At 64.7% G+C, this 20,575-nt stretch carries 19 protein-coding genes; 8 read left to right on the top strand and 11 right to left on the bottom strand.

Annotated elements, in window-relative coordinates; all coding sequences use genetic code 11:
* Positions 1 to 10: 10 nt before the first annotated feature.
* The 3 genes from ACPRTJ_RS10625 to ACPRTJ_RS10615 all read right to left on the bottom strand — a co-directional run bounded on the left by ACPRTJ_RS10625 (position 11) and on the right by ACPRTJ_RS10615 (position 4,879).
* Complete coding sequence (locus tag ACPRTJ_RS10625; RefSeq protein WP_043861542.1) at positions 11 to 2,299, bottom strand: ABC transporter permease subunit; 2,289 nt, start codon at positions 2,297 to 2,299, stop codon at positions 11 to 13.
* 138 nt (positions 2,300 to 2,437) lie between these two features.
* The gene (locus ACPRTJ_RS10620) at positions 2,438 to 3,439 is read right to left on the bottom strand and encodes a phosphate ABC transporter substrate-binding protein PstS (RefSeq protein WP_043861541.1); all 1,002 of its coding nucleotides are present in this window, start codon (positions 3,437 to 3,439) and stop codon (positions 2,438 to 2,440) included.
* A 150-nt stretch (positions 3,440 to 3,589) separates the two neighbouring features.
* A complete protein-coding gene (locus ACPRTJ_RS10615; protein WP_043861540.1) occupies positions 3,590 to 4,879 on the bottom strand; it encodes an MFS transporter in 1,290 nt (429 codons plus the stop codon).
* A gap of 360 nt (positions 4,880 to 5,239) precedes the next feature.
* On the opposite strand from ACPRTJ_RS10615, the gene ACPRTJ_RS10610 reads away from it, so the two are divergent.
* Both ACPRTJ_RS10610 and ACPRTJ_RS10605 read left to right on the top strand, forming a co-directional pair.
* A complete protein-coding gene (locus ACPRTJ_RS10610; RefSeq protein ID WP_009402429.1) occupies positions 5,240 to 5,641 on the top strand; it encodes an acyl-CoA thioesterase in 402 nt (133 codons plus the stop codon).
* Between the two features lie 72 nt (positions 5,642 to 5,713).
* Positions 5,714 to 6,610 carry a D-hexose-6-phosphate mutarotase gene (locus ACPRTJ_RS10605; protein ID WP_426428799.1) on the top strand — a complete coding sequence of 299 codons (897 nt, stop codon included), beginning with the start codon at positions 5,714 to 5,716 and terminating at the stop codon, positions 6,608 to 6,610.
* A gap of 104 nt (positions 6,611 to 6,714) precedes the next feature.
* Here ACPRTJ_RS10605 and ACPRTJ_RS10600 read toward each other — a convergent pair whose 3' ends face one another.
* From ACPRTJ_RS10600 to ACPRTJ_RS10580, 5 genes are all read right to left on the bottom strand, one after another.
* A complete protein-coding gene (locus ACPRTJ_RS10600; protein WP_043861581.1) occupies positions 6,715 to 7,248 on the bottom strand; it encodes a DUF3299 domain-containing protein in 534 nt (177 codons plus the stop codon).
* A gap of 51 nt (positions 7,249 to 7,299) precedes the next feature.
* The gene (locus tag ACPRTJ_RS10595) at positions 7,300 to 7,545 is read right to left on the bottom strand and encodes a GlsB/YeaQ/YmgE family stress response membrane protein (RefSeq protein ID WP_043861538.1); all 246 of its coding nucleotides are present in this window, start codon (positions 7,543 to 7,545) and stop codon (positions 7,300 to 7,302) included.
* A 92-nt stretch (positions 7,546 to 7,637) separates the two neighbouring features.
* The gene (locus ACPRTJ_RS10590; RefSeq protein WP_054916460.1) at positions 7,638 to 8,720 is read right to left on the bottom strand and encodes a 5-(carboxyamino)imidazole ribonucleotide synthase; all 1,083 of its coding nucleotides are present in this window, start codon (positions 8,718 to 8,720) and stop codon (positions 7,638 to 7,640) included.
* Positions 8,721 to 8,730: 10 nt separating this feature from the next.
* A complete protein-coding gene (purE, locus tag ACPRTJ_RS10585) occupies positions 8,731 to 9,222 on the bottom strand; it encodes a 5-(carboxyamino)imidazole ribonucleotide mutase (protein ID WP_054916459.1) in 492 nt (163 codons plus the stop codon).
* A 212-nt stretch (positions 9,223 to 9,434) separates the two neighbouring features.
* Positions 9,435 to 10,340 carry a LysR substrate-binding domain-containing protein gene (locus tag ACPRTJ_RS10580; RefSeq protein WP_043861535.1) on the bottom strand — a complete coding sequence of 302 codons (906 nt, stop codon included), beginning with the start codon at positions 10,338 to 10,340 and terminating at the stop codon, positions 9,435 to 9,437.
* A 178-nt stretch (positions 10,341 to 10,518) separates the two neighbouring features.
* On the opposite strand from ACPRTJ_RS10580, the gene aspA reads away from it, so the two are divergent.
* Complete coding sequence (aspA, locus tag ACPRTJ_RS10575) at positions 10,519 to 11,943, top strand: aspartate ammonia-lyase (RefSeq protein ID WP_043861534.1); 1,425 nt, start codon at positions 10,519 to 10,521, stop codon at positions 11,941 to 11,943.
* Positions 11,944 to 12,069: 126 nt separating this feature from the next.
* On the opposite strand, the gene ACPRTJ_RS10570 is transcribed toward aspA, so the two are convergent.
* Positions 12,070 to 12,651: a hypothetical protein gene (locus tag ACPRTJ_RS10570; protein WP_426428796.1), complete on the bottom strand. Its 582-nt coding sequence runs from the start codon at positions 12,649 to 12,651 to the stop codon at positions 12,070 to 12,072.
* Between ACPRTJ_RS10570 and ACPRTJ_RS10565 the strand changes: the two genes are divergently transcribed.
* The 3 genes from ACPRTJ_RS10565 (at position 12,650) to ACPRTJ_RS10555 (ending at position 15,895) form a co-directional block, all read left to right on the top strand.
* Complete coding sequence (locus ACPRTJ_RS10565) at positions 12,650 to 13,636, top strand: asparaginase (RefSeq protein WP_426428794.1); 987 nt, start codon at positions 12,650 to 12,652, stop codon at positions 13,634 to 13,636. The two genes, ACPRTJ_RS10570 and ACPRTJ_RS10565, sit on opposite strands and share 2 nt — an antisense overlap.
* A gap of 87 nt (positions 13,637 to 13,723) precedes the next feature.
* Positions 13,724 to 14,716 carry an AraC family transcriptional regulator gene (locus ACPRTJ_RS10560; protein ID WP_100634858.1) on the top strand — a complete coding sequence of 331 codons (993 nt, stop codon included), beginning with the start codon at positions 13,724 to 13,726 and terminating at the stop codon, positions 14,714 to 14,716.
* Between the two features lie 141 nt (positions 14,717 to 14,857).
* Positions 14,858 to 15,895 carry a histone deacetylase family protein gene (locus tag ACPRTJ_RS10555; RefSeq protein WP_054916456.1) on the top strand — a complete coding sequence of 346 codons (1,038 nt, stop codon included), beginning with the start codon at positions 14,858 to 14,860 and terminating at the stop codon, positions 15,893 to 15,895.
* A gap of 2 nt (positions 15,896 to 15,897) precedes the next feature.
* On the opposite strand, the gene ACPRTJ_RS10550 is transcribed toward ACPRTJ_RS10555, so the two are convergent.
* Positions 15,898 to 17,427, bottom strand: a complete 1,530-nt coding sequence (locus tag ACPRTJ_RS10550; RefSeq protein ID WP_426428792.1) for a PLP-dependent aminotransferase family protein — start codon at positions 17,425 to 17,427, stop codon at positions 15,898 to 15,900.
* Between the two features lie 107 nt (positions 17,428 to 17,534).
* Between ACPRTJ_RS10550 and ACPRTJ_RS10545 the strand changes: the two genes are divergently transcribed.
* Together ACPRTJ_RS10545 and ACPRTJ_RS10540 are read left to right on the top strand one after the other, a co-directional pair.
* Complete coding sequence (locus tag ACPRTJ_RS10545; RefSeq protein WP_043861529.1) at positions 17,535 to 17,981, top strand: GNAT family N-acetyltransferase; 447 nt, start codon at positions 17,535 to 17,537, stop codon at positions 17,979 to 17,981.
* 14 nt (positions 17,982 to 17,995) lie between these two features.
* Entirely contained in the window at positions 17,996 to 18,670 is a 675-nt protein-coding gene (locus ACPRTJ_RS10540) for a GNAT family N-acetyltransferase (RefSeq protein ID WP_054916454.1), read from the top strand.
* 94 nt (positions 18,671 to 18,764) lie between these two features.
* On the opposite strand, the gene oadA is transcribed toward ACPRTJ_RS10540, so the two are convergent.
* Positions 18,765 to 20,573, bottom strand: a complete 1,809-nt coding sequence (oadA, locus tag ACPRTJ_RS10535; protein WP_043861527.1) for a sodium-extruding oxaloacetate decarboxylase subunit alpha — start codon at positions 20,571 to 20,573, stop codon at positions 18,765 to 18,767.
* Between the last annotated feature and the right edge of the window lie 2 nt (positions 20,574 to 20,575).

Below are 20,575 nucleotides of genomic sequence, written 5' to 3'. Positions count from 1 at the left end.
TACCTTTCTATCAAAGCGACGAGTATTTCTTGCGCAGACGCTGGCGAATCAGCTCGGCCAAGGTGTTCATCACGAAGGTGAACATCAGTAGCACCAGCGCGGCGAGGAACAGCACGCGGTAGTGGCTGCCACCGACTTCCGATTCGGGCATCTCCACCGCGACGTTGGCCGCCAGGGTGCGCATACCTTCGAACAGGTTCATTTCCATGACCGGGGTGTTGCCCGTGGCCATCAGCACGATCATGGTTTCACCCACCGCGCGGCCCATGCCGATCATCAGCGCCGAGAAGATACCCGGGCTGGCGGTCAGGATGACCACGCGGGTCAGGGTCTGCCACGGCGTGGCGCCGAGTGCCAGCGAGCCCAGGGTCAGGCTGCGCGGCACGCTGAACACGGCGTCCTCAGCAATCGAGTAGATGTTCGGGATGACCGCAAAGCCCATGGCGATACCGACCACCAGGGCGTTGCGCTGGTCGTAGGTGATGCCCAGGTCGTTGGTGATCCACAGGCGCATGTCGCCGCCGAAGAACCAGGTTTCGAGGAACGGGCTCAGGGTCAGCGCACCCCAGCCGGTGAACAGGATCACCGGGATCAGGATCGCCGCTTCCCAGCCATCCGGCACACGCAGGCGGATCGACTCCGGCAGGCGGCTCCAGATGAAGCCGGCCAGCAGGATGCCGAACGGCATCACCACGAACAGGCTGAACACACCGGGCAGATGCCCTTCCAGGTAAGGCGCCAGGAACAGCCCGGCGAAGAAGCCGAGGATCACCGTGGGCATCGCCTCCATCAGCTCGATCACCGGCTTGACCTTGCGGCGCATGCCCGGGGCCATGAAGTAGGCGGTGTAGATTGCTGCGGCAATCGCCAGCGGTGCGGCCAGGATCATCGCGTAGAACGCGGCCTTGAGCGTACCGAAGGTCAGTGGCGACAGGCTCAGCTTGGGCTCGAAGTCGGTGTTCGACGCGGTGGACTGCCAGACGTACTTGGGCTCGTCGTAGTTCTCGTACCAGACCTTGCTCCACAGCGCGCTCCAGGACACTTCCGGGTGCGGGTTGCGCAGGCTGGCCGGGATCAGCTTGCCGCCCTCTTCGACGAACAGGCGGTTGGCCCGTGGCGACAGTGCCAGCACGCCGGCGCCTTCGGCCATCGGCTCCACCAGCAGGGTGCGGTGCGCGGTGCTGTGGAACACGCCGAGCTTGCCGCTGGCATCCAGTGCCACGAAGCCCTTGCGGCGCTCTTCGGCATCGATCTGCACGATCGGCGCCTTGCCCATCTGGAAGGTACGAATCTGCTTGAAGCGCTGCTCGCCGTCCGGGTCGCGGGCCATGAACCACTGAGCCAGGCCACCCTTGGAGTCACCGATGATCAGCGAGATGCCGCCCACCAGCTGGGCGCTGGCGGTGACTTCGGCATCGGCGTCGTCGAGCAGCTTGTAACGACCGTTGAGGCTCTTGTCGCGCAGGCTGAACACATCGGCCTGGGCCCGCCCGTTGATCACGTACAACCACTGCTGGCGCGGGTCGATGAAGATCGCCTTGACCGCCTCGGTCATCTGCGGCAGTTCGATGTGGTTCTGCTCGCTGGTGACTTCGCCGGTCATCATGTTTTCTTCGCGGCTCAGTTGCAGTACCTGCAACTGCGCACCGCTGGAGCCGGCCACCACCAGGGTGTCGCCATTGACGTTCAGGCTCACGTGCTCCAGGGCACGGCCCGAATCGCCGAGGGCGAACGGTTGCTGGCCATAGGGGTAGTCGATGGCCGGGGTGATGGTCTTGTGGTTGTCCGGGTAGGTGATCTTGTAGCTGTGGCTGAACACCAGTGCCTGGCCGTTGGACAGGCCCAGCACCACCAGCGGGTTGCCCGGCTGGTCGGCGCCGATCGAGGTCACCTGGGTGCCGGCCGGTACCGGCAGGTCGACACGCTTGAGCTCGGCACCGGTCTTGGTGTCGAAGAACAGCGCCTGCCCCTTGTCCGAGACGCGCATGCCGACCAGGTTCTGCTCTTCGAGCGCGATCATCAGCGGCTTGCCGGCGTCCTGGGTCAGCCAGGCCGGGGTCATGGCCTTCTTGGTGGTCAGTTCGGCGCCTTGAAACAGCGGCACCACCACGTAGGCCAGGTAGAAGAAGATCAAGGTGATCGCCGCCAGCACGGCGAGCCCGCCCACCAGTACATACCAGCGGGTCAGGCGGTCCTTGAATGCACGCAGGCGACGCTTGCGTTGCAGCTCGGGCGTATTGAAATCAATCCGCACGGGGGGAGAATTTTGGGTCATGGTGGAGTTGGCCAGATCATTCATGCGCTCACCCTAGCGGTCCCGTATGACAAAAACATGACAATGCAGTGACGCAAAAAAGCCCGCCGCTCAGGCATGCCTGGCAGCGGACTCGCAATTTGCAGCGCGGCCCGCACAGATGCAGGGCGCGCCCGTTCACACTCAGTTTGCAGCGACGCCTTTGGCGGCGTGGTTCAGGCCCAGGTCGGCCAGCGCTTTCTCGGCCACTTTGGCGGGCAGCGGGATGTAACCGTCTTTCACCACGACCTGTTGACCGGCCTGCGACAGCACCAGCTTGACGAACTCGGCTTCCAGCGGGGCCAGAGGCTTGTTCGGGGCCTTGTTGACGTAGACGTAGAGGAAACGCGACAGCGGGTAGGTACCGTTCAGGGCGTTGGCTTCGTTGTCTTCGACGAACGCGCCGCCTTCCTTCTTGGCCAGGGCCACGGTTTTCACGCTGGCGGTCTTGTAGCCGATGCCCGAGTAACCGATACCGTTCAGCGAGCTGCTGATCGACTGCACGACGGACGCCGAGCCAGGTTGTTCGTTGACGTTAGGCTTGAAGTCGCCTTTGCACAGGGCTTCTTCCTTGAAGTAGCCGTAGGTGCCGGATACCGAGTTGCGACCGAACAGCTGGACCGGCTTGTTGGCCAGGTCGCCGGTCACGCCCAGGTCGCCCCAGGTTTTCACGTCGGCCTTGGCACCGCACAGGCGGGTGGAGGAGAAGATGGCGTCGACCTGAGCCATGGTCAGGCCCTTGATCGGGTTGTCCTTGTGCACGAACACGGCCAGGGCGTCGACGGCGACCGGGATGGCGGTCGGCTTGTAGCCGTACTTCTGTTCGAACGCCTGCAGCTCGACGTCTTTCATCTTGCGGCTCATCGGGCCCAGGTTGGCGGTGCCTTCGGTCAGCGCGGGTGGCGCGGTGGAGGAGCCGGCGGCCTGGATCTGGATGTTTACGTTCGGGTATTCCTTCTTGTAGGCCTCGGCCCACAGGGTCATCAGGTTGGCCAGGGTATCGGAACCGACGCTGGAGAGGTTGCCCGATACGCCGGTGGTTTTGACGTAGGTCGGAATAGCAGGATCAACAGCGGCAACTGCGTTGGCAGTCGCAACGCCAGCGGCGGCAAAGGTCAGGGCCGCCATCAAACGCTTCAGTTTCATGCCTTACTCCTAGCAGGAATTGGGGGTAGATGGATCGGGCCCAAGTATCTGCAGGCCGTATGACTACTCTATGAACTGAATGTGACAATTAGATGAAAGGCCATCACCTCGTTCGAGGGATGGCCTTCATAGCGGACGCGGGGCGGGGTTTCAGCGCTTGGTGAGCAGCAGGTAGATGCCTACCAGCAGGCCCAGGGTGCAGATGCCGGCGACATAGTAGGCCGGGCCGAGCGGGCTGAACTTCATCAGCGAGGTGACCATGATCGGGGTCAGGCCACCGAAGATCGCGTAGGCCAGGTTGTAGGAAAACGACAGGCCGCTGAAACGCACCACCGGCGGGAAGGCGCGCACCATCACGTAAGGCACCGCACCGACGATGCCCACGCACAGCCCGGTAACGGCGTACATCGGGTACAGCCACTCAGGGTGCGCCGCCAGGTTGTGGTAGAAGCTCCAGGAGCTGGCCAGCAGCGCCAGGCTGCCGACGATGAACACGCGCCCGGCGCCGAAGCGGTCGGCCAGGCGCCCGGCCACGATGCAGCCGATGCTCAGCAGCACGATGGCCAGGCTGTTGGCCTTGAGGGCCTCGGTGGCGCTGATGCCGTAGAGGGTCTGCAGCACGGTCGGGGTCATCAGGATGACCACGATGATGCCGGCCGACAGCAGCCAGGTCAGCAGCATCGACAGTACGATGGCGCCACGGTGGTCACGCAGCACCGCGCGCAGCGGCACTTCCTCGGCCAATGCCTTGCGCTGCTGCATCTCGGCGAACACCGGGGTTTCGTGCAGCCAGCGGCGCAGGTACACCGAAAACAGGCCGAACACGCCGCCGAGCAGGAACGGGATCCGCCAGGCGTAGTCGCTCAGTTGCTCGGGGGTGTATACGGTGTTGATCAGGGTCGCGACCAGCGAGCCGAGCAGGATGCCCGAGGTGAGGCCCGCCGTCAGGGTGCCGCAGGCGTAGCCGATGTTGCGCGCCGGCACGTGTTCGGACACGAACACCCAGGCACCCGGCACTTCACCGCCAATGGCGGCGCCCTGGATCACGCGCATCAGCAGCAACAGGATCGGTGCCCACATGCCGATCTGCGCGTAGGTAGGCAGCAGGCCCATGATCAGGGTCGGCACGGCCATCATGAAGATGCTCAGGGTGAACATCTTCTTGCGCCCCAGCAGGTCGCCGAAGTGGGCCATCACGATGCCGCCCAGCGGGCGCGCCAGGTAGCCGGCAGCGAAGATGCCGAAGGTCTGCATCAGGCGCAGCCACTCGGGCATGTCGACCGGGAAGAACAGCTTGCCCACCACCGCGGCGAAGAACACGAAGATGATGAAGTCGTAGAACTCCAGCGCCCCGCCCAGGGCGGAGAGCGACAGGGTCTTGTAGTCACTGCGGGTGAGCGGCCGCGAGGGCTGCTCTATGGAGGGGGGCACGGAGGTCATCGAAGCGTCTCTTATTGGCAAATCAGGCCGCGGCAGCGCTGGCCCCGGCCTGTCAGGAGGTCGAACGATAGCAAATTGTTCGAAAAAGCACATGGATCGACATAATCGGGGCAGATAATCATGACCGCATGGTCGTCGCCCCACGCGCGGCTCTATATACTGGCCGCTCGTATCAAACGGTTACGCCTTGTGTGGGATGTTGTGCGAAAACGCCGCTAGGTATGCTTAGTCGGTTTCGCAGAGTTTCCCTTCGCCGCACGGCAGAGCGAAGCAGCGTAGTATGTTCGTGCTGAATCGTTTTTCGCGGCGTCCGCACCAGCGCAAACCAACGAAGCGTTACGGGTCAGAGGCACCCCCGGCATGATTGAACTCGAACAAGAAGATCCTATTCCGCAAGGCGACCTGGCCTTGCAGATCACCGCATTGCCCCGTGAAACCAACGGTTTCGGCGATATCTTCGGCGGCTGGCTGGTCGCCCAGATGGACCTGGCCGGCACGGCCATGGCCAGCCGAGTCGCGGGCGGGCGCGTCGCCACCGTTGCGATCGACCGCATGGCCTTTCTGGTGCCGGTGGCGGTGGGCGCGCAATTGTCCTTCTATACCCAGACCCTGGAAATCGGCCGCAGCTCGATCCAGATGATGGTCGAGGTGTGGAGCGACGACCCGCTGAGCAGTGAATGGCGCAAGGTCACCGAGGCGGTGTTCGTGTTCGTCGCCATCGACGGCAGCGGCCGCACCCGCTCGGTGCCGCCTCGTCGCTGAGCCTGGGGCGCGCTAAACTCGAGGGTCTGCGCGAGGTCCAAGACCTCGTAGGCCACCCTTCGAGAGCAACGCATGTCCACATCCAAGGTAGAAGTCGAACAGCATGGCGAGATTGCCTGCTGGCGTATCACCACGCCTCGCGCCGAGCTGCTGATTGCCCAGCAGGGCGCACAGGTGCTCAGTTACCAGCGCGTGGGCGAGCCGCCGCTGCTGTGGCTCAGCGATCAGGCGATCTTCAGGCAGGGCAGATCGGTGCGCGCCGGTGCCCCGGTGTGCTGGCCCTGGTTCGGCAACCTGCAACGCAACCCAGCGGCCGTACAGGCCATGTTCCACGGCGCCGAAGCCCCGGCCCACGGGCTGGTGCGCGGGCGTGACTGGCAGTTGCTGGGTATCGACAGCAGTGCGGATTCGGTACGCGTGGACTTCACGCTGCCCCAGGCGTTGGGGGAGCTTCCCGGCTGGCCGCACACGGTGGAACTGAAACTGAGCATCGTGCTCGGCGAGGAACTGGCGCTGACCCTCGACAGCCACAACCTGGGCAATGGCAGCGTCACCCTCAGCCAGGCGCTGCACAGCTACTTTGCAGTCAGCGACGTGCGTGGCGCGCGGGTAGAAGGCGTGGACGGGCTGGCCTACATCGAGACGCTGGCAGACTGGGAGCAACGCACCCAGCGGGGCGACCTGGCGTTTGCCGGGGAAACCGACCGCATCTACCTGCAGGCACCTGAGCGTCTGAGCATCGTCGACCCGGGCTGGAACCGGCGTATCACCCTGCGTACCCAGGGTTCGCGTTCGGCGGTGATCTGGAACCCATGGGTGGACCGCGCCGCGCAGCTCACGGACATGGCCGATGACGGCTGGCAGCGGATGCTGTGCATCGAGACGGCGAACGTGTGGGATGACGTGGTGGAACTTGCGCCCGGGGCGACCCATTCGCTGAGTGTCAGTATCGGCAGCGAACCGCTCTAGACCGCTATCGCGGGTCAAGCCCGCTCCCACCGGGCACTGCACTGATCATGAGGGCAGCACTGTACCTGTGGGAGCGGGCTTGACCCGCGATGCAGACGGCGCGGTTACAGGTCGGAGTCCTCCACCACCCTCACCTTCCCCGCATCCAGCGCATACGCCGCATCGGCCAGGTCATTGCTGACCTTCTCCACCTTCAGCGTGCCGCTGACCCACAGCGGCGTGTAGATATCGTCCAGCTTCAGGCCATGGGGATAACGCACCAGCACCAGCTGGTTGGGCGGCGGTGGCGGTACATGGATGCAGGCGCCCGGATAGGGCACAAGGAAGAACAGCGTGCTGTTGCCCTTGGCGTCGGTTTCCAGCGGCACCGGGTACCCGCCCAGACGGATCTGCCTGCCGTTCATGGCAGCCACCGTCTTGCTCGAATACATCACCGCCGGCAGGCCCTTGCTCTGCTTCAGGCCACCCTTCTCGGTAAAGGTACCCATCGCCTCGGGGGAGTTGTGGTCGATCTCGGGCATCTGCTCCAGCGCCTTCTGGTCCGACTTGGGCATCAGCTCCAGCCAGTCGGTCTCGGGCAGCTCGGCGCGGGCCAGGCCACTACACAGCAACAGGGTAAGCAGTACGACTCGGCGCATGAAAAAAAGCTCGGCAACTGACGGAAAGTTGCCGAGCATTCTAGCGCCCTGTCAGCGCTTTTTGATCATGCCGTAGATCACCAGCAGGATGATTGCACCCACCAGTGCACCGAGGAAGCCAGCACCCTCGCCCGCATGGTAGATCCCCAGCGCCTGGCCACCGTAGGTCGCCGCCAGAGAGCCGGCGATACCCAGCAGAATGGTCATGATCCAGCCCATGCTGTCGTCGCCCGGCTTCAGAAAACGTGCCAGCAAGCCGACGATCAGGCCGATGAAGATGGTTCCGATGATACCCATGGCATTCCCTCTGAATTGAGTGCACGAGCCAAAGCCTAGTCAGCGCTTTGGCATCCTGCCATCAGAGGGATGCGCGGCGGGAATGGTTCCGCTCAGCCTGCGATGAGCGCTTCGACCTGCTGGATCTTCTGCTCCAGCGTGGTCATGTCGGCGCAGCGCAGGGTGGCGTGACCGACCTTGCGCCCGGCCTTGAAGGCCTTGCCGTAGTGATGCAGGTGACAGTCGTCGATAGCCACGACCGCGGCCACCGCCGGCACTTCGCCGATGAAGTTGAGCATGGCGCTTTCGCCGACCTTGGCGGTCGAGCCCAGCGGCAGGCCGGCCACGGCGCGCAGGTGGTTCTCGAACTGGCTGCACTCGGCGCCTTCGATGGTCCAGTGCCCGGAGTTGTGCACACGCGGCGCGATCTCGTTGGCCTTCAGGCCACCGTCGACCTCGAAGAACTCGAACGCCAGCACGCCGACATAGTCGAGCTGCTCGAGCACGCGGCTCGCGTAGTCTTCGGCCAGGCCCTGCAGCAGGTGGTCTTCGCTGGCCACCGACAGGCGCAGGATGCCGCTGTCGTGGGTGTTGTGCACCAGCGGGTAGAAGCGCGTCTCGCCATCGCGGCCGCGAACGGCAATCAGCGACACCTCGCCGGTGAACGGCACGAAGCCCTCCAGCAGGCAGGGCACGCTACCAAGTTCGGCGAACGTGTCGACAACATCGGCTTCGGTGCGGAGCACCTTCTGGCCCTTGCCGTCATAACCCAGGGTGCGGGTCTTGAGCACGGCCGGCAGGCCGATGCTGGCGACGGCGGCCTCCAGGTCGGCTTGCGACTGGATGTCGGCGAAGGCCGGGGTCGGGATGCCCAGGTCACGGAACATGCTCTTCTCGAACAGCCGGTCGCGGGCGATGCGCAGCGCTTCGGCGCTCGGATACACCGGCACGAACTGCGACAGGAAGGCCACCGTCTCGGCTGGCACGCTTTCGAATTCGAAGGTCACCAGGTCGACTTCGTCGGCCAGCTGGCGCAGGTGATCCTGGTCGCCGTAGTCGGCACGCAGGTGCTCGCCCAGGGCGGCCGCACAGGCGTCAGGGGCCGGGTCGAGGAAAGCGAAGTTCATGCCCAGCGGGGTACCCGCCAGGGCCAGCATGCGGCCCAGTTGGCCGCCACCGATTACACCGATTTTCATGCGTGTGACCTCAGGCCTGGCGCGGGTCTGGATTGTCCAGAACGTTGTCTGTCTGCTCAGCGCGGAACTGTTTCAGAACGGTATGGAACTGCGGGTGCTTGGCGCCCAGGATGCTCGCCGAGAGCAGCGCGGCGTTGATCGCGCCGGCCTTGCCGATGGCCAGAGTGGCAACCGGGATGCCGGCCGGCATCTGCACGATCGACAGCAGCGAATCGACGCCCGAGAGCATGGCCGACTGCACCGGCACACCCAGCACCGGCAGGTGGGTCTTGGCGGCGCACATGCCTGGCAGGTGGGCAGCGCCACCGGCACCGGCGATGATCACCTCGATGCCACGGCCTTCGGCCTCTTCGGCGTACTGGAACAGCAGGTCCGGCGTGCGGTGGGCGGAAACCACCTTCACTTCGTAGGGAATGCCGAGTTTTTCCAGCATATCGGCGGTGTGGCTAAGGGTGGACCAATCGGACTTGGAGCCCATGATCACGCCAACCAGTGCACTCATCGTCGAGCCTCTTCTCTTGGGCGCCTTCAGGCGCGTCAAAAAACAACAAGCCACGCAGGGACGACCGGCGTGGCTTGTTATGCGAATTAGGGCCGGGTGTACCGACCGAAGGCCGCGCAGTATATCGTAAAGCCGTGTGTTTGATGCACCCCGGCGACCAACTGTAAGCCTTATTTTTCGGGCTTTTTCAGGGCTTCGGGCTGACTCTGGAGTCAAGCCGTCGCCGGCCCGCCTTCGAGCTTGCGCCACAGCAGGCGCACGTTGGCCTTGCGCACCAGCGCGCAGCGGTACAGGCGGATCTCCAGCGGCACGTGCCATTGCGCACCGCCACAGATCACCAGCTCGCCACGTTCAAGCTCGGCACGGGCCGACAGGCGCGGCACCCAGGCAATACCCAGGCCTTCCAGGGCCATGCTCTTGAGGCTGTCGGCCATGGCGGTTTCGTAGATGGTGGTAAAGCGCAGGTTGCGCTGGCGCAGCAGCAGATTCACCGAACGCCCCAGAAACGCTCCGGCGCTGTAGGCCAGCAAGGGCACGCTGGCGTCGTTTTCCAGGTCGAACAGCGGCTTGCCGTCGGCATCCGCTGCACACACCGGCAGCATCTCGGTGTGCCCCAGGTGCAGCGAGGGGAAGATCTCGGCGTCCATCTGCAGGGCCGCATCCGGGTCGTAGAACGCCAGCATCAGGTCGCAGCCACCTTCGCGCAGGGCGTGCACCGCATCGCCGACGTTGGTCGCCACCAGCCGCGTGGCGATGTTCAGGCCGTCGTTGCGCAACTGCGCGATCCAGCGCGGAAAGAAGCCCAGCGCCAGCGAGTGCGCCGCCGCCACCTGGATCACCTCGCCCTGCCCGCCTTCCAGGTGATGCAAGTGGCGCAGCACCTCGCCCAGCTGGTCGACCACCGTGCGCGCCGTCACCAGGAACAGTTGGCCGGCAGCGGTCAACTCGATCGGCGTGCGCGAGCGGTTGACCAGGGTCAGCCCCAACGCAGCCTCCAGGCTGCGAATGCGCCGGCTGAACGCCGGCTGGGTCACGAAGCGACGCTCCGCCGCCTGGGAAAAGCTGCGGGTGGCGGCCAGGGCGCTGAAATCTTCCAGCCATTTGCTTTCGAGGTTCATCGGGCTCTCCAGGCATGCACCAAAATGGTACACGCTCGAATGTCAATTGGCGTCACATGGAACGTTATGCCGTTTGTGCATAGGTTAGCGTGCAACAGCATTGGCCGCAAAATCCGTGCAGGCCTAGGATTGGCGCCATTCCGGCATGTGCCGGGCCTAACTCGAGATGATCTCTATCATGTCCGCTGCTGCATCGTTCCGTGTCGAAAAAGACCTGCTTGGCACCCTCGAAGTCCCTGCTGATGCCTACTACGGTATCCAGACCCTGCGTGCTGCCAACAACTTCCACCTCTCTGGCGTGCCGCTGTCGCACTACCCGAAAATGGTTGTCGGCCTGGCCATGGTCAAACAGGCAGCTGCCGACGCCAACCGCGAGCTGGGTCACCTGAGCGATGCCAAGCACGCCGCCATCAGCGAGGCCTGTGCCCGCCTGATCCGCGGTGACTTCCACGAGCAGTTCGTGGTCGACATGATTCAAGGCGGTGCCGGTACCTCCACCAACATGAACGCCAACGAAGTGATCGCCAACATCGCGCTGGAAGCGATGGGTCACCAGAAGGGCGAGTACCAGTACCTGCACCCGAACAACGACGTGAACATGGCGCAGTCGACCAACGACGCCTACCCGACCGCCATCCGTCTGGGCCTGCTGCTGGGTCACGATGCGCTGCTGGCCAGCCTCGACAGCCTGATCCAGGCCTTCGCTGCCAAGGGTGAAGAGTTCAGCCACGTACTGAAGATGGGCCGTACCCAGCTGCAGGACGCCGTGCCGATGACCCTGGGCCAGGAATTCCGTGCCTTCGCCACCACCCTGACCGAAGACCTCAACCGCCTGCGCACCCTGGCGCCGGAAGTGCTGACCGAAGTCAACCTGGGCGGTACCGCGATCGGTACCGGCATCAACGCCGACCCGGGCTACCAGGCCCTGGCCGTACAGCGTCTGGCGCTGATCAGCGGCCAGCCGCTGGTACCGGCTGCCGACCTGATCGAAGCCACCTCCGACATGGGCGCCTTCGTGCTGTTCTCCGGCATGCTCAAGCGCACTGCAGTCAAGCTGTCGAAGATCTGCAACGACCTGCGCCTGCTGTCCAGCGGCCCGCGCACCGGCATCAACGAGATCAACCTGCCGGCACGTCAGCCAGGCAGCTCGATCATGCCCGGCAAGGTCAACCCGGTTATCCCGGAAGCGGTCAACCAGGTGGCCTTCGCCATCATCGGCAACGACATCGCACTGACCATCGCGGCCGAAGGCGGTCAGCTGCAGCTGAACGTGATGGAGCCGCTGATCGCCTACAAGATCTTCGACTCGATCCGTCTGCTGCAACGCGCCATGGACATGCTGCGCGAGCACTGCATCGTCGGCATCACCGCCAACGAACAGCGCTGCCGTGAACTGGTCGAACACTCGATCGGCCTGGTCACCGCCCTGAACCCGTACATCGGCTACGAAAACGCCACCCGTATCGCCCGTATCGCGCTGGAAAGCGGCCGCGGCGTACTGGAACTGGTGCGTGAGGAAGGCCTGCTGGACGAAGCGATGCTCAACGACATCCTGCGTCCGGAAAACATGATTGCACCGCGTCTGGTACCGCTCAAAGCGTAACCGACGCCGTACTACCGCTCACCAGGTTGAGGGACTAGACACCTCTCACCTTTTGAGGGCCCAGGGACTTTGTCTCCGGGCCCTTTTTTTTGCCTGCGGCGCGAGCTTCGCCAGCAATGCCGGCGCCTACAGCGAACCGGTGGTGTCGGCTGCTTCTGCCGACGAGGGCAGCAGCAGCACATTCAGGAAGGTCGAATCGCTGACGATCTCCTTCATGAACCACCACACGAACGCCAGGCAGAGCGCCACCATGAAGGCGGTCAGATCGCCCGTGTAATGGCGCACCGTGAGCACCCCGATAAAGCACAGCACCACGCCCAGCCCGCTGATCAGGTCTGCCCAGTTGGAACGGCTGAGGTGGCGCTTCATGGCCCGGTGATCCGCCTCGGGCAACACCAGTGCCTGCGCACACTTTGCACAGGTGAGCGGCTGCCCGCCCATGAGCGTTTCCAGCTCGCCCTCGCTCGGCAACCAGACGTGGCCGCATGCCGGGCAATTGAGGTCCACCGCGGCGCACAGGCGCTCTTGCGCGGATTTGTACTTGTTCGTCGACACGTCCTTGGCACCTTCGTCCTGAAGCAGGCGCGATGGTAACTGCTGGCTGTCACGCTGCCCATCGCGAACTCGGGCGGCCCGGCCGCTGACAGCGCGCCGGGGGATGGCGTAAGGTGGTCGGCTTTCCTTCAGTCGAGCACGGAGACAGGCCATGACCCCGGCCCCTGCCCACAACATCATGGTGCTGTACACCGGTGGCACCATCGGCATGCAGGCCAGCGCCGGCGGCCTGGCCCCGGCGTCGGGCTTCGAGCAGCGCATGCGTGAGCAACTGGCCGGGCAACCTGGCCTGGCAGCCTGGCAGTTCCGCGAACTGCTGCCGCTGATCGACAGCGCCAACATGACGCCCTGCTACTGGCAGCGCCTGCGCGCCGCGATCATCGAAGCGGTGGATGGCCAGGGCTGCGATGGGGTGCTGGTGCTGCATGGTACCGACACCCTGGCCTACAGCGCCGCCGCCTTGAGCTTCCAGTTGCTCGGGCTGACGGTGCCGGTGCTGTTCACCGGCTCGATGCTGCCGGCCGGTACGCCGGACAGCGATGCGTGGGAGAACCTCACGGGGGCGCTGCAGTTGCTGAGCCAGGGTACGTCGCCGGGTGTTCAGCTGTATTTCCACGGTCAGCTGCTGGCGCCCAACCGCACCGCCAAGGTGCGCAGCTTCGGCCGGAACCCATTCGCGACCTTGCAGCGCTCGGGCGGTGCGGCGCAGGCGCCCGTACCGGCAGCACTGGCTTATCGCGCGCCGCTGCAGGTGGCCAAGGTTGCAGTGTTGCCGCTGGTGCCAGGCCTCGACGCCGCGCTGTTGCAGGCCACACTCGACAGCGGGGTCCAGGGGCTGGTGCTGGAATGCTATGGCAGCGGCACCGGGCCGTGTGATGACGATGCGTTCGTGGCCGTGCTGGAACAAGCCTGCGCGCGTGACATCGTGGTGGTGGCGATCACCCAGTGCCATGAAGGCGGGGTCGAACTGGAAGTGTACGCAGCCGGCAGCCGCCTGCGCGAGGCCGGTGTGCTGTCGGGTGGTGGAATGACCCGGGAGGCGGCGTTCGGCAAATTGCAGGCATTGCTCGGTAGCCGGTTGCCGGTTGACGAGGTGCGACGGCTGGTTGGGCTGGACCTGGTTGGCGAGTTACGTTGAGCCCTTCGCTGGCTTGCCAGCGAACAGGCCCTGAAGGGCATACAAATTGCTCACTCAACCCCAAGCCCCCTCAGCCGGATGCCGAGCATGCTCCATTCCCACCTCACCACCCTGAACGCGGTTTCCCTGATGCTGCAGGCCTTCAAGGACGAAGATCATGCCGCCCAGCGGCTGCTCGAAGGCACCGGCATCACCCCGGCCGACCTGGGCCGCGCCGACTGGCGCATCACCACGCACCAGGAACTGCGGGTGTGCGCCAACGCCGTGGCCATGCGCCGGGAAGTCGGGCTGGAACTGGGCCAGCGCATGCACGTTTCATCCTACGGCATGCTCGGTTACGCCCTGCTTTCCGGTGCCACCCTGGGTGACGCCCTGCACCTGGCCCTGCAGTACCCCGCGCTGCTGGGAACACTTTTCCAGCTGCGCCTGATCGAGGACGGCGAGCGGGTCTGGTTCAGCGCCAGCGACTACGGCCAGGCCCCGGAGCTTGCGGCGTTCAATGCCGAGTTCTGCCTGACGTCGCTCAAGGTCATCTGCAACGACCTGCTCGGCCAGCCGCTGCCCTTGCTGGGCGCGCGTTTCGCTCACCCTGCCCCGGATTACCAGGCGCTCTACAGCGCGCCTTTCGACTGCCCCCTGCAGTTCGGCGCCAGCGACAATGCCTTTGCCTTCGAACGCCACTGGCTGGCCCGGGCCCTGCCCCTGGCCGACCCGATCACCCACCGTGCGATGAGCGAACGCTGCCGCCGGCAGAACCTGGAATTCACCGGGCGCCAGGCCTGGCTCGGGCGCATTCGCCAGCTGCTGCAGCAGCAGTTGGAGGCACCACCAGGCCTCGAGGGCCTGGCGCGGCAGATGAGCTGTTCGTCACGCACCCTGCGTCGCCACCTGCACGAGCTGGGCAGCAGTTATCAACAACTGCTCGATGAGCTGCGCTTCGAACGGGCCAAGCAGTTGCTGGCCGAGGACGAGCTACCGATCTACCGCATCGCCGAGGTGCTGGGCTTCAGCGAGCCGGCCAGCTTCCGACACGCCTTCCTGCGCTGGAGCGGCGTGGCACCGAGCCATTTTCGCGCCTGAAACACGTGCATGCACCGCGAGGGGGCGAAATGCGGACAACCGCGTTGGCCATATCGATCCCCTTTTGGCCGTTTGCGCCGTTCTGCCGGTGGGCGTACCTCTCGACAATGGGGCCACGCCAGTAAACCCGGAGAACAAAAAATGCTGACGATCTATTCCGATGACCATCGCCTGCACCACGGCCGCTGCGAGCTGATCGACGGGCAGTTGATGCCCTGCTTCGAAATGCCCTCGCGTGCCGACCATGTGCTCGAGCGGGTCAAGGCCCAGGGCCTGGGGCCCGTCGAAGGCCCTACCGATTTTGGCCGCGCACCGCTGCTGCGCGTGCACAGCGCCGACTACCTGGATTTCTTTCAGGGCGCCTGGCAGCGCTGGAGCGCACTGGGCCATGACGGCGACCTGCTGCCGTTCACCTGGCCGGCGCGCAGCCTGCGCCAGGTCAAACCCAGCGGCCTGCATGGCGAGCTGGGCTATTACAGCTTCGACGCCGGTGCACCGATCACCGCCGGCACCTGGCAGGCCGCCTACAGCTCGGCGCAGGTTGCCCTGACCGCACAGGCGGCGGTGCAGGCCGGTGCCCACAGCGCCTTCGCCCTGTGCCGGCCACCGGGGCATCATGCCGCCAGCGACGTGATGGGGGGCTACTGCTATCTGAACAACGCCGCGATCGCCGCCCAGGCCTTCATCGACCACGGTCGCCAGCGCGTGGCGATCCTGGATGTGGACTACCACCACGGCAACGGTACCCAGCAGATCTTCTACACGCGCAACGACGTGCTGTTCGCCTCGATCCATGGCGACCCGCAAGCCGAATTCCCGTTCTTCCTCGGCTATGCCGACGAGCACGGCGAAGGCGACGGGCTGGGCTGCAACTTCAACTACCCGCTGCCGGCAGGCAGCGACTGGGCCACCTGGCGCGGCGCGCTGGACGAAGCCTGCGAACGCATCGGCGCGTATGACCCCGAAGTGCTGGTGATCTCGCTGGGCGTGGACACCTTCAAGGACGACCCGATCTCGCAATTCAAGCTCGACAGCCCCGACTACCTGGCCATGGGCGAGCGCATCGCGCAGTTGGGCAAGCCGACCCTGTTCATCATGGAAGGTGGCTATGCCGTGGCCGAAATCGGCGTCAACGCGGTCAACGTGCTCGAGGGCTTCGAGCGCGCCCGTCAAGGCTAGGCTCAGTCGGCCCAGGCACGTGCAAGGCGTGCCAGGGCCTGGGCAATCGCGGCCTCGTTCACGGCCGCGAACCCCAGCACCAGTCCGGCACGCTTATCCACAGGCAGCGGCGTGTCGGGCAACCAGTAATCACTCAGCGCATTGAGTTCGACACCCACCGCTGCGGCACGGGCGATCAGTTCCCGCTCGCGCGCCTGGCTGTGCACGTCGATCTTCAGGTGCAGGCCCGCCGCCACCTCCGGCAAGGCTCCCAGCCCCGCCACAGCCTTCGGCCAGCCGGCCAGCAGCGCATTGCGCCGGCTCAACGCCGCGCGGCGCATGCGCCGGATATGACGCTGGAAGTGCCCTTTGGCCATGAACTGCGCCATCACCGCCTGTGTGCCGACCTCGGAATGGCGCACCGCCAACGCCCGAAAGCGCGAGAATGCCTCCACCAGCCGGGCCGGCAGCACAAGGTAACCCAGACGCAGCGCCGGGAAGGCCACCTTGCCGAAGGTGCCGACATACAGCACCCGTCCGCTGCGGTCCAGGGCTGCCAGCGGGGCCAACGGCGCGCCGCTGTAGCGGTACTCGCCGTCGTAGTCGTCCTCGATGATCCAGCTGTCGTTGCGCTCGGCCCAGGCCAGCAGTTCCAGGCGCCGCGCCAGGCTCAGGGTGACGCCGGTGGGGTACTGATGCGCGGGGGTAACGTAGCTCAGGCGACAGTTGGGCAACTGGGCCAGGGCAGCGCACTGCAACCCGTCGTGATCCACCCCCACGCCATGCACCTTCGCGCCCGCCATGGCGAAGGCTTTGCCCGCCGCACGATAGCCGGGGTTTTCCACAGCCACACCGTCACCGGGCGCCAGCAGCAGCTGTGCACAAAGGCTGATTGCCTGCTGCGCACCACTGGTGATCACAATTTGTTCAGCCACGCAGGACAACCCACGGGAGCGACGCAGGTAGGTGGCAATCAGCTCGCGCAGCAGCGGTTCTCCGGCCGGGTCGCCGTAACCGAGTGACGCCGGGTCGGGATTTCGCCAGAAACCCGCCTGCAGCTTGGCCCACACCTCGAAGGGGAACAGGTCGAAGGCCGGTATGCCAACCTGAAAAGCCCGCGGCGCACGAGGCTCATGCACGGATAAATGATTGTTTTCCAGGCGCTCCAGCACGTCCGTGTGGATAACTTTACTGGATAAATCCTCAGTGCAATCACCCGTTTTTGTGGGTAACCCTGTGGAAAAACCCAGGGATAACCCTGTGGACAGTTTTGTGGATAGTTTTGGCAGCTGACTGACGTAGGTACCATCGCCCACCCGGCTTTCGATATAGCCTTCGGCATACAGCTGGTCGTAGGCACGAACTACGCTGTTACGTGAGACGGCCAGCGCTGCGGCCATGTCGCGGGTGGCGGGAAGACGCGTGCCGCTACCCAGTCGCCCGTCCAGCACGCGCTGGCGCAGCGCCTGGTACAACTGGCGACTGAGCCCCTGACGACGGTCCAGCACGATGCCGGTGGGGTCGAAGGGCAAGGCAACGCTACGTTCGCTCATGAAATTGGACCTGCCAAATAAGCCGGAAATGGCTCTTACCATAAGCCAATAGCCTGCCTAGGATGGGGCCATTCGCCAACCCCTGTATCGCACACAAGGATCTTTCGATGTCTACCGTGACCCTGCGCCCCGTGACCGCCGATGACCACGCCGCCTGGCTGCCGCTGTGGCAGGCCTACCAGCGTTTCTATGAGACCCGCATCGATGAGGCGGTCAGTGCCGTGACCTGGCAGCGCATGCTCGACACCAGCGAGCCGACCAACGCTGCGCTGGCCTGGGTCGATGGCAAGGCGGTGGGCATGGTGCACTGGATCTACCACCGCTCCAACTGGACGGTGGAAAACGCCTGCTACCTGCAGGATCTGTATGTCGACGCCAACCAGCGCGGCAAGGGCGTGGGCCGCCAGCTGATCGAGCTGGTGTACGACACGGCGCGCCAGGCCGGCTGCACCAAGGTGCACTGGCTGACCCATGAAACCAACGCCACCGGTATTTCGCTGTATGAACAGGTGGCCGAACGGCCGGGTTTCATCCAGTTCCGCAAAGCCCTGTAATCGGAGAAGCCACCATGAGCACACCGTTGAACTGGCGGCCGGCCAAGGCCCCGCAGCCTGTCCCGCTGGTCGGGCGCTTCATCCGCCTGGAAAAACTCGACCCGCGCCGCGACCGCGAGCACCTGTGGGCGGTGTTCCAGGGCCCCGAGGCCGACCAGACACTGTGGAAGTACCTGGCCTACGGACCATTCACCGAGCGCGAAGACTTCGACCACTGGCTAGACAGCAACGCCGCCAGCAGCGACCCGCTGTTCTACAGCGTGATCGACCTGGCCAGCGGGCAGACCCAGGGTATCCTCAGCCTGATGTCGATCGTGCCCGAGCAGGGCCGTATCGAGATCGGCCACATTGCCTTCGGCGCGGCCATGCAGCGCACGCCCAAGGGCACCGAGGCCATCTACCTGCTGGGCAAGCAGGCCTTCGCCCTGGGCAACCGGCGACTGGAATGGAAGTGCAACAACGACAATGCCCGCTCCAAGCGCGCGGCCGAGCGTTTCGGGTTCACCTTCGAAGGGGTGTTTCGCAAGCACATGGTGACCAAGGACCACAACCGCGACACGGCCTGGTACTCCATCACCGATGACGAATGGCCGGCCATTGCCGCTGGTTTCGAACGCTGGCTGAGCGAGGACAACCAGCGCCCAGAGGGTCAGCTCAAGACGCTGGAAGCGTGCCGTACGGGTGCGTGAGGCGGGTACCCGAAGCGGGCGTATCCAACAGAAGATAAAAAAAGGGGAGCAATTCGCTCCCCAGAGGTTAACCGCTTGCAGATGAAGGCCTGAATCAGCCTTCGATCTCGATCAGGATCTCGCCCGGGTTGACCCGGTCGCCCTTGGCCACGTGTATGGCTGCAACCTTGCCGGCGATGGCCGATTGCACCTCGGTTTCCATCTTCATCGCTTCGGTGATCAGCACCGCCTGGCCGGCCTTGACCGTGTCGCCCTGCTTGACCAGCACATCGACGATGTTGCCCGGCATGGTGGTGCTCACATGGCCCGGCTCGCTGGCCTGCTTGCGCTTGCTGCTGCCACCGCCGACGAATTCGTTGAGCGGCTCGAACACCACCTCTTCCGGCATGCCGTCGATGGACAGGTAGAAGTGGCGCTTGCCTTCGGCCTTGACGCCCACACCGGTGATATCCACGCGGTAGGTCTCGCCGTGCACGTCGATCACGAACTCGGTTGGTACGCCTTCGCCACCGGCCGAGGCCACCGCGCCGGCTTCCGGAATCGGCAGCAGCACTTCAGGGGTCAGGCTGCCGGCTTCACGCTCTTCAAGGAACTTGCGCCCGATGTCCGGGAACATGGCGAAGGTCAGCACGTCTTCTTCGGACTTGGCCAGGCTGCCGATGTCGGCACGCAGCTTGGTCATCTCGGGCTTGAGCAGGTCGGCGGGGCGCACGTCGATGACGTCTTCGCTGCCGATGGCCTGGCGACGCAGCTTCTCGTCGACCACCCCCGGTGCCTTGCCGTAGCCACCCTGCAGGTACAGCTTCACCTCGTTGGTGATGGTCTTGTAGCGCTCGCCGGCCAGCACGTTGAAGAACGCCTGGGTGCCGACGATCTGCGAGGTGGGCGTGACCAGCGGCGGGAAGCCGAGGTCTTCACGCACCCGCGGGATCTCGGCCAGCACTTCGTTCATGCGGTTGAGCGCACCCTGCTCCTTGAGCTGGTTGGCCAGGTTGGAAATCATCCCGCCCGGTACCTGGTTGACCTGCACGCGGGTATCCACGGCGGTGAACTCGCTTTCGAACTGGTGGTACTTCTTGCGCACGGCATAGAAGTACAGGCCGATCTCCTGCAGCAGTTGCAGGTCCAGGCCGGTATCGAACTCACTGCCCTTGAGCGCTGCAACCATCGATTCGGTGCCCGGGTGGCTGGTGCCCCAGGCGAAGCTGGAGATGGCGGTGTCGATATGGTCGGCACCGTTCTCGATGGCCTTGAGCTGGCACATCGCGGCCAGGCCGGCCGTGTCGTGGCTGTGGATGAACACCGGCAGCGACTGCTCGGCCTTGAGTGCCTTGACCAGCTCGCCGGTGGCGTAGGGGGTCAGCAGGCCGGCCATGTCCTTGATCGCGATGGAGTCGCAGCCCATGGCTTCCATCTGCTTGGCCTGGGCCACGAACGCCTCGATGGTGTGCACCGGGCTGGTGGTGTAGGCGATGGTGCCCTGGGCATGCTTGCCGGCCGCCTTCACGGCCTCGATGGCCACGCGCAGGTTTCGCACGTCGTTCATGGCGTCGAAGATGCGGAACACATCGATGCCGTTGACTGCTGCCTTGGCCACGAAGGCCTTGACCACGTCATCGCTGTAGTGCCGGTAGCCAAGCAGGTTCTGGCCGCGCAGCAGCATCTGCAGACGGGTGTTGGGCAGTGCTGCGCGCAGCTTGCGCAGGCGCTCCCACGGGTCTTCCTTGAGGAAGCGCACGCAGGCGTCGAAGGTCGCGCCGCCCCACACTTCCAGCGACCAGTAGCCCACCTTGTCGAGCTTGTCGCAGATCGGCAGCATGTCGTCGGTGCGCATGCGGGTGGCCAGCAGCGATTGGTGGGCGTCGCGCAGGATCGTGTCGGTTACGAAAATTTTCTTGGACATTG

Source organism: Pseudomonas palmensis (assembly GCF_049942755.1).
GTDB lineage: Bacteria > Pseudomonadota > Gammaproteobacteria > Pseudomonadales > Pseudomonadaceae > Aquipseudomonas > Aquipseudomonas palmensis.
This window is presented reverse-complemented; position numbering and strand designations above follow the sequence as displayed.